At 37.8% G+C, this 7,569-nt stretch carries 10 protein-coding genes and 2 tRNA genes; 7 read left to right on the forward strand and 5 right to left on the reverse strand.

All coding sequences use genetic code 11. The annotated features are described in order from the left end of the window. Positions 1 to 224: 224 nt before the first annotated feature. The 4 genes from DYD62_RS21665 to DYD62_RS21680 all read right to left on the reverse strand — a co-directional run bounded on the left by DYD62_RS21665 (position 225) and on the right by DYD62_RS21680 (position 3,398). Positions 225 to 641 carry a pilin gene (locus DYD62_RS21665; RefSeq protein ID WP_115228913.1) on the reverse strand — a complete coding sequence of 139 codons (417 nt, stop codon included), beginning with the start codon at positions 639 to 641 and terminating at the stop codon, positions 225 to 227. A gap of 139 nt (positions 642 to 780) precedes the next feature. Beyond that, positions 781 to 2,301, reverse strand: a complete 1,521-nt coding sequence (locus tag DYD62_RS21670) for a tetratricopeptide repeat protein (RefSeq protein WP_165928788.1) — start codon at positions 2,299 to 2,301, stop codon at positions 781 to 783. Positions 2,302 to 2,468: 167 nt separating this feature from the next. Continuing rightward, on the reverse strand, positions 2,469 to 2,879 hold the full coding sequence (locus DYD62_RS21675) for a pilin (RefSeq protein WP_115228522.1): 411 nt from the start codon (positions 2,877 to 2,879) through the stop codon (positions 2,469 to 2,471). A 108-nt stretch (positions 2,880 to 2,987) separates the two neighbouring features. Beyond that, positions 2,988 to 3,398, reverse strand: a complete 411-nt coding sequence (locus DYD62_RS21680) for a pilin (RefSeq protein ID WP_115228523.1) — start codon at positions 3,396 to 3,398, stop codon at positions 2,988 to 2,990. 199 nt (positions 3,399 to 3,597) lie between these two features. Between DYD62_RS21680 and DYD62_RS21685 the strand changes: the two genes are divergently transcribed. Continuing rightward, positions 3,598 to 3,673, forward strand: a tRNA-Thr gene (locus tag DYD62_RS21685). 238 nt (positions 3,674 to 3,911) lie between these two features. Here DYD62_RS21685 and DYD62_RS21690 read toward each other — a convergent pair. Beyond that, a tRNA-Thr gene (locus DYD62_RS21690) sits at positions 3,912 to 3,987 on the reverse strand. A 199-nt stretch (positions 3,988 to 4,186) separates the two neighbouring features. On the opposite strand from DYD62_RS21690, the gene DYD62_RS21695 reads away from it, so the two are divergent. From DYD62_RS21695 to DYD62_RS24495, 6 genes are all read left to right on the forward strand, one after another. Beyond that, the gene (locus DYD62_RS21695) at positions 4,187 to 4,597 is read left to right on the forward strand and encodes a pilin (RefSeq protein WP_115228523.1); all 411 of its coding nucleotides are present in this window, start codon (positions 4,187 to 4,189) and stop codon (positions 4,595 to 4,597) included. 109 nt (positions 4,598 to 4,706) lie between these two features. Beyond that, complete coding sequence (locus DYD62_RS24330; protein ID WP_172476535.1) at positions 4,707 to 5,096, forward strand: pilin; 390 nt, start codon at positions 4,707 to 4,709, stop codon at positions 5,094 to 5,096. Between the two features lie 185 nt (positions 5,097 to 5,281). Further along, on the forward strand, positions 5,282 to 6,331 hold the full coding sequence (locus DYD62_RS21705; protein ID WP_147288286.1) for a hypothetical protein: 1,050 nt from the start codon (positions 5,282 to 5,284) through the stop codon (positions 6,329 to 6,331). A gap of 43 nt (positions 6,332 to 6,374) precedes the next feature. Further along, entirely contained in the window at positions 6,375 to 6,800 is a 426-nt protein-coding gene (locus DYD62_RS21710; protein ID WP_115230011.1) for a tetratricopeptide repeat protein, read from the forward strand. Between the two features lie 139 nt (positions 6,801 to 6,939). Next, entirely contained in the window at positions 6,940 to 7,251 is a 312-nt protein-coding gene (locus DYD62_RS24275) for a pilin (RefSeq protein ID WP_115230013.1), read from the forward strand. Beyond that, the gene (locus DYD62_RS24495) at positions 7,190 to 7,357 is read left to right on the forward strand and encodes a pilin (RefSeq protein ID WP_115230012.1); all 168 of its coding nucleotides are present in this window, start codon (positions 7,190 to 7,192) and stop codon (positions 7,355 to 7,357) included. Before DYD62_RS24275 ends, DYD62_RS24495 begins: the two co-directional genes overlap by 62 nt. Positions 7,358 to 7,569: the final 212 nt, after the last annotated feature.

The following is a 7,569-nucleotide window of genomic DNA, read 5'->3' on the forward strand; positions in this document are numbered from 1 at the left end:
CATTACTGAATGACAACATAAGTGCAACCAAAATAAGCGCACTTGTTTCGGCTATCCAAGCTCCATATGGCCGATAGGGATATAAAATATACAAATGGCAGTAAAGCAACTAAAAACAATATAATTCTATTATATTTTTTCATTTTTTCTTTTCAAAAAAAACGCACAAAATTCATTTGTGCGTTTTTTATTAAGCTAACCTCTAACGAATTTAAGGCTAAATATTATGCGTCACAACCTTTTGATTTTGCTGCAGCATCAGCATCTGAAGAGCAAGACCATTGGCCATCTGAAGTACGAGTTTGAGTAATTTTCTTGCCTGATACAGCTTTAGGGCCACCATTGATTGTGCAAACAATAGTACCAGCTTCCGATGAAGATGAAAAACCATTCAAGAGATTCGAAGTACAATTGGCTGTAGCTTGCTTAATACCAATATCTTCTTTCGTAGGAACTGTTCCGTCAGCAATACGAGCATCAACACCAGTCTTTGGTGACGCTGTCTCAGCTAAAGCAGCAGCAAATTTAGATTTTGCTGTGTAATTTTGGTACGAAGGAATCGCTACAGCAGCCAAGATACCGATGATCGCAACAACGATCATCAATTCGATCAGGGTAAAACCTTTTTGCATGTTTTTCATATTTATCGCTCCCATATAATGTTCCAGAAGGAAACCCTGCGTTTCACTTAACCAAAACATTCACGGGGGAGTACTAAGCAATAGTCATGCCAGCTTATAAAACAAGTGAACTCAAAGTATTTCCCGACAAGTGCACTAATTATCGGGTACAGGCAGCAGTAAGGCCTAATGTACATGCTTTAATGTAGTCGTCTCTGGCTAGCTCTGGCTTTGCCTGAAGCTCAAAAACACGAGCGCGACCCAGATAGGGTCTGAAGTAATCTGGCTTTAATAAAATGGACCGATTAAAGTCTTCCAGCGCCTTTTGATAATCCTGCATTTCAAGATAAACAGCTCCTCTGTCATTGTAAACAAAGCTGTACTGCGGCCATATTTCTAAAGCCTTATTGAAATCATTAAGCGCAGAAATATATTGTCTCTCTTTAAAAAAAGCCAAGCCTCTATTGTGATAAACACGCTCTACACCAGGCCTGTTTTCTTTTCCATCCAGTAATCTGGCTGCATCGTCCCATAATAATAATGGATGAGAAAAACTAACCAACCTTTGTAAAGTTAATGGCAACATCAGCACGGCTATAGCACTTAGCAATATAATTGATTTTTTAGCATTCAATTTTTGTAAAAAAAACGGCAAAGCGCAAGATACAAAAACAAGCCAAATATAGCTGCGATAAATAACGAATGATTCCTGAATGCGTATCGTTGAAAACTCTGTAAAAAACATTATCCATGGGCAAAGGAAAGAAAAGCCTAACAACCCCGGTAAACCTCTTTTTTTCAATAAGTACATAAATGGAAATGGAAATAAAACATAGAATATGGCAGCAGGCAACTGAGGAAATAATATAAATTTGGTTGCAAAAACTTCATAAATATCTATTGACATCCACCGCGAAGAAGGTAAAAACCAGATCATTAAATATTTAAAAAATAAACCTGCCTGTGTAAATACTGAAAGTGGATAGGCTAGTTTTACGTTAAAATCAGGATCAATTAATGCCAACCGGGAAAACATAGCCGGAGCACCTAATTCATATGCTGAGCCGTACAGATCTATTTCATTTTTTTTAGCATAGAATACATAAGCCGCAATAAAAGTGCACATTAAAAAATATGGCCAGCTAAACTTCAAAATATTCTTAACGTCTTTTCTTACTAAAATTGCTGACATAAATGCTATGCTCGGCAACATAATGGCATTTTCTTTGCAAAGCACAGACAAGCCATACAACAATGCTGAAACGTATAAAAATAATTTATTTTCAAAAATAATGCTTTTAATAAACAAAAGCAACATGGCTAACGCAAAAAAAGTAGCCATCAGCATACTTCTTTGTGATAAATAAGCTACAGAATATGCAGCAGCTGGGTGCAGGGAAAAAATTAAACTTGCAAAAAACGCGGTATTTTCTAAAGATAAACCTTTGACTTCACTCTTTATTACTTCTTTAAAAAGATATTTTAATAAAATGTACAGAAGGACACCATTACAGGCATGAATAATTGAGTTTCCTAAATGAAGCCATATGACATCATTTCCAAAAGCAACGCGGGTCCATTCAAATGTTGCATAAGGCAGCCATCGTAAAGAAAAATCAAAATATTTATTTAAAAACTGATCATGAACAACGCCATTAAAAAAATAATTATCGTCAAACATAATAGGGTTATTAAAAAACATGAAGTACAAAACAAATGGAATTAGCACTATAAGAAATACATGTATAAAAAAAACATACTTCGTATTGTAATATCTCAATGCCATCCCCTTTATTTTATAAAAAAACCCAGACTTGCCTTATTGCAAGCCTGGGTTTTAGATAAATATTAACGGCAGTATTTAACACTAAGACAAGTACCAGACTGAGCCCAGGTAATTGCTGAGCCTGCGGAATTTAATGTAGGACTTAAAATAGAAGTATATCCACCCGCAGCAGTAGTTCCGGTAAAATTTATAACACCATTCGCTACTGTACCACCAGCAGCGAGACCTGTTGTAGCAGCAGGTGCAGCCGGAATACCCTGTGTACCCGAGTTACACCCTGTAAATGTGCCTAAATCAGCATGGCACAATGCGACAGCTTGCTTATATGAATCAGAAATGCTGAGTACTTCTGAGAATTTAGCTTTTTTAGTGTAATCTTGATAAGACGGAATAGCCACCGCAGCTAAAATACCGATAATTGCCACAACAATCATTAATTCAATCAAAGTAAAACCTTGTTGAATATTCCTCATTTCATACTCCAAATATTTATATTAATAATTAAGCATTTTTAATAATAATTAAATATTTTAAAAAAATGAGCCAGTTATTATCAAACCAGCTCATCTATAAATACCTTATTAGCGGCAGTATTTTACAGACAGACAAGTGCCTGTTTGTGCCCAAGTAATTGCAGATCCTGCTGCATTTAAAGTAGGAGATAAAACAGATGTATATCCACCTGCAGCAGTAGTACCTGTAAATGTAATAACCCCTGCTGAAATGGTGCCGCCAGCAGCAAGCCCCGTTGTAGCCGCAGGCGCAGCCGGAATACCCTGAGTACCCGCATCACACCCCGTAAAAGTGCCTAAATCTGCATGGCACAGTGCTACCGCTTGCTTGTACGAATCAGAAATACTCAGCACTTCAGAGAATTTCGCTTTCTTGGTGTAGTCCTGATAAGAGGGGATCGCCACTGCTGCCAGGATACCGATAATGGCTACAACAATCATCAATTCGATCAGGGTAAAACCCTTTTGCATGTTTTTCATTTCTTGCTCCTAACCTTTGATTTAAAAGCTTTTTTCCCTGAGCACTTGCATGCAAAATATGTTCTTTGCTTGAGTATGACAATGCAATATAGGTGCCTGACGGTGTAGGTTTTAGGGGTAAGCTGATTAACGGTGGGATTAGTCGGCAGACCAACGGTGAGTGCCTTATACTTTGTTGTGTACTGCCTGTTAGGCAGCTGCCGTTGTAGCTCAGTTGGCAGAGCAACTGATTCGTAATCAGTAGGTCGGGTGTTCGATTCACCTCAACGGCACCATCTGATTTAAATAAAAAAGCCCCACCTAGGGCAAATGCCGTTCACTTAAGCCGTTTTGCTTTTGTTCCCCCTTTGAAAAAGGGAGGATTAGGGGGATTTTCCTTTGGTTTTTTGCTTATTTAAGCTCAGCGTCAACTGCAAATCCCCCTAGCCTCCCTTTTTCAAAGGGGGAACTCAAGCAAAACGGCTTAAGTGAACGGCATTTGCCCTAGGTGGGGCTTTTTTTATTTAAATCAGATGGTGCCGTTGAGGTGAATCGAACACCCGACCTACTGATTACGAATCAGTTGCTCTGCCAACTGAGCTACAACGGCAGCTGCCTAACAGGCAGTACACAACAAAGTATAAGGCACTCACCGTTGGTCTGCCGACTAATCCCACCGTTAATCAGCTTACCCCTAAAACCTACACCGTCAGGCACCTATATTGCATTGTCATACTCAAGCAAAGAACATATTTTGCATGCAAGTGCTCAGGGAAAAAAGCTTTTAAATCAAAGGTTAGGAGCAAGAAATGAAAAACATGCAAAAGGGTTTTACCCTGATCGAATTGATGATTGTTGTAGCCATTATCGGTATCCTGGCAGCAGTGGCGATCCCCTCTTATCAGGACTACACCAAGAAAGCGAAATTCTCTGAAGTGCTGAGTATTTCTGATTCGTACAAGCAAGCGGTAGCACTGTGCCATGCAGATTTAGGCACTTTTACGGGGTGTGATGCGGGTACTCAGGGTATTCCGGCTGCGCCTGCGGCTACAACGGGGCTTGCTGCTGGCGGCACCATTTCAGCAGGGGTTATTACATTTACAGGTACTACTGCTGCAGGTGGATATACATCTGTTTTATCTCCTACTTTAAATGCAGCAGGATCTGCAATTACTTGGGCACAAACAGGCACTTGTCTGTCTGTAAAATACTGCCGCTAATAAGGTATTTATAGATGAGCTGGTTTGATAATAACTGGCTCATTTTTTTTAAAATATTTAATTATTATTAAAAATGCTTAATTATTAATATAAATATTTGGAGTATGAAATGAGGAATATTCAACAAGGTTTTACTTTGATTGAATTAATGATTGTTGTGGCAATTATCGGTATTTTAGCTGCGGTGGCTATTCCGTCTTATCAAGATTACACTAAAAAAGCTAAATTCTCAGAAGTACTCAGCATTTCTGATTCATATAAGCAAGCTGTCGCATTGTGCCATGCTGATTTAGGCACATTTACAGGGTGTAACTCGGGTACACAGGGTATTCCGGCTGCACCTGCTGCTACAACAGGTCTCGCTGCTGGTGGTAGTAGCGAATGGTGTTATAAATTTTACCGGAACTACTGCTGCGGGTGGATATACTTCTATTTTAAGTCCTACATTAAATTCCGCAGGCTCAGCAATTACCTGGGCTCAGTCTGGTACTTGTCTTAGTGTTAAATACTGCCGTTAATATTTATCTAAAACCCAGGCTTGCAATAAGGCAAGTCTGGGTTTTTTTATAAAATAAAGGGGATGGCATTGAGATATTACAATACGAAGTATGTTTTTTTATACATGTATTTCTTATAGTGCTAATTCCATTTGTTTTGTACTTCATGTTTTTTAATAACCCTATTATGTTTGACGATAATTATTTTTTTAATGGCGTTGTTCATGATCAGTTTTTAAATAAATATTTTGATTTTTCTTTACGATGGCTGCCTTATGCAACATTTGAATGGACCCGCGTTGCTTTTGGAAATGATGTCATATGGCTTCATTTAGGAAACTCAATTATTCATGCCTGTAATGGTGTCCTTCTGTACATTTTATTAAAATATCTTTTAAAAGAAGTAATAAAGAGTGAAGTCAAAGGTTTATCTTTAGAAAATACCGCGTTTTTTGCAAGTTTAATTTTTTCCCTGCACCCAGCTGCTGCATATTCTGTAGCTTATTTATCACAAAGAAGTATGCTGATGGCTACTTTTTTTGCGTTAGCCATGTTGCTTTTGTTTATTAAAAGCATTATTTTTGAAAATAAATTATTTTTATACGTTTCAGCATTGTTGTATGGCTTGTCTGTGCTTTGCAAAGAAAATGCCATTATGTTGCCGAGCATAGCATTTATGTCAGCAATTTTAGTAAGAAAAGACGTTAAGAATATTTTGAAGTTTAGCTGGCCATATTTTTTAATGTGCACTTTTATTGCGGCTTATGTATTCTATGCTAAAAAAAATGAAATAGATCTGTACGGCTCAGCATATGAATTAGGTGCTCCGGCTATGTTTTCCCGGTTGGCATTAATTGATCCTGATTTTAACGTAAAACTAGCCTATCCACTTTCAGTATTTACACAGGCAGGTTTATTTTTTAAATATTTAATGATCTGGTTTTTACCTTCTTCGCGGTGGATGTCAATAGATATTTATGAAGTTTTTGCAACCAAATTTATATTATTTCCTCAGTTGCCTGCTGCCATATTCTATGTTTTATTTCCATTTCCATTTATGTACTTATTGAAAAAAAGAGGTTTACCGGGGTTGTTAGGCTTTTCTTTCCTTTGCCCATGGATAATGTTTTTTACAGAGTTTTCAACGATACGCATTCAGGAATCATTCGTTATTTATCGCAGCTATATTTGGCTTGTTTTTGTATCTTGCGCTTTGCCGTTTTTTTACAAAAATTGAATGCTAAAAATCAATTATATTGCTAAGTGCTATAGCCGTGCTGATGTTGCCATTAACTTTACAAAGGTTGGTTAGTTTTTCTCATCCATTATTATTATGGGACGATGCAGCCAGATTACTGGATGGAAAAGAAAACAGGCCTGGTGTAGAGCGTGTTTATCACAATAGAGGCTTGGCTTTTTTTAAAGAGAGACAATATATTTCTGCGCTTAATGATTTCAATAAGGCTTTAGAAATATGGCCGCAGTACAGCTTTGTTTACAATGACAGAGGAGCTGTTTATCTTGAAATGCAGGATTATCAAAAGGCGCTGGAAGACTTTAATCGGTCCATTTTATTAAAGCCAGATTACTTCAGACCCTATCTGGGTCGCGCTCGTGTTTTTGAGCTTCAGGCAAAGCCAGAGCTAGCCAGAGACGACTACATTAAAGCATGTACATTAGGCCTTACTGCTGCCTGTACCCGATAATTAGTGCACTTGTCGGGAAATACTTTGAGTTCACTTGTTTTATAAGCTGGCATGACTATTGCTTAGTACTCCCCCGTGAATGTTTTGGTTAAGTGAAACGCAGGGTTTCCTTCTGGAACATTATATGGGAGCGATAAATATGAAAAACATGCAAAAAGGTTTTACCCTGATCGAATTGATGATCGTTGTTGCGATCATCGGTATCTTGGCTGCTGTAGCGATTCCTTCGTACCAAAATTACACAGCAAAATCTAAATTTGCTGCTGCTTTAGCTGAGACAGCGTCACCAAAGACTGGTGTTGATGCTCGTATTGCTGACGGAACAGTTCCTACGAAAGAAGATATTGGTATTAAGCAAGCTACAGCCAATTGTACTTCGAATCTCTTGAATGGTTTTTCATCTTCATCGGAAGCTGGTACTATTGTTTGCACAAATCAATGGTGGCCCTAAAGCTGTATCAGGCAAGAAAATTACTCAAACTCGTACTTCAGATGGCCAATGGTCTTGCTCTTCAGATGCTGATGCTGCAGCAAAATCAAAAGGTTGTGACGCATAATATTTAGCCTTAAATTCGTTAGAGGTTAGCTTAATAAAAAACGCACAAATGAATTTTGTGCGTTTTTTTTGAAAAGAAAAAATGAAAAAATATAATAGAATTATATTGTTTTAGTTGCTTTACTGCCATTTGTATATTTATATCCCTATCGGCCATATGGAGCTTGGATAGCCGAAACAAGTGCGCTTATTTTGGTTGCACTTATGTTGTCA

The sequence above is a fragment of the Iodobacter fluviatilis genome (assembly GCF_900451195.1).
In the GTDB taxonomy this organism is placed as follows: Bacteria; Pseudomonadota; Gammaproteobacteria; order Burkholderiales; family Chitinibacteraceae; genus Iodobacter; species Iodobacter fluviatilis.

Bases quoted from the DNA above. Each gene is read 5' to 3' on its own strand.
- DYD62_RS21695 (WP_115228523.1), top strand. From the start codon at position 4,187: ATGAAAAACATGCAAAAGGGTTTTACCCTGATCGAATTGATGATTGTT.
- DYD62_RS21665 (WP_115228913.1), bottom strand. From the start codon at position 641: ATGAAAAACATGCAAAAAGGTTTTACCCTGATCGAATTGATGATCGTT.
- DYD62_RS21710 (WP_115230011.1), top strand. From the start codon at position 6,375: ATGTTGCCATTAACTTTACAAAGGTTGGTTAGTTTTTCTCATCCATTA.
- DYD62_RS21670 (WP_165928788.1), bottom strand. From the start codon at position 2,301: ATGTTTGACGATAATTATTTTTTTAATGGCGTTGTTCATGATCAGTTT.
- DYD62_RS21705 (WP_147288286.1), top strand. From the start codon at position 5,282: ATGTTTGACGATAATTATTTTTTTAATGGCGTTGTTCATGATCAGTTT.
- DYD62_RS21675 (WP_115228522.1), bottom strand. From the start codon at position 2,879: ATGAGGAATATTCAACAAGGTTTTACTTTGATTGAATTAATGATTGTT.
- DYD62_RS24275 (WP_115230013.1), top strand. From the start codon at position 6,940: ATGAAAAACATGCAAAAAGGTTTTACCCTGATCGAATTGATGATCGTT.
- DYD62_RS21680 (WP_115228523.1), bottom strand. From the start codon at position 3,398: ATGAAAAACATGCAAAAGGGTTTTACCCTGATCGAATTGATGATTGTT.
- DYD62_RS24330 (WP_172476535.1), top strand. From the start codon at position 4,707: ATGAGGAATATTCAACAAGGTTTTACTTTGATTGAATTAATGATTGTT.
- DYD62_RS24495 (WP_115230012.1), top strand. From the start codon at position 7,190: ATGGTTTTTCATCTTCATCGGAAGCTGGTACTATTGTTTGCACAAATC.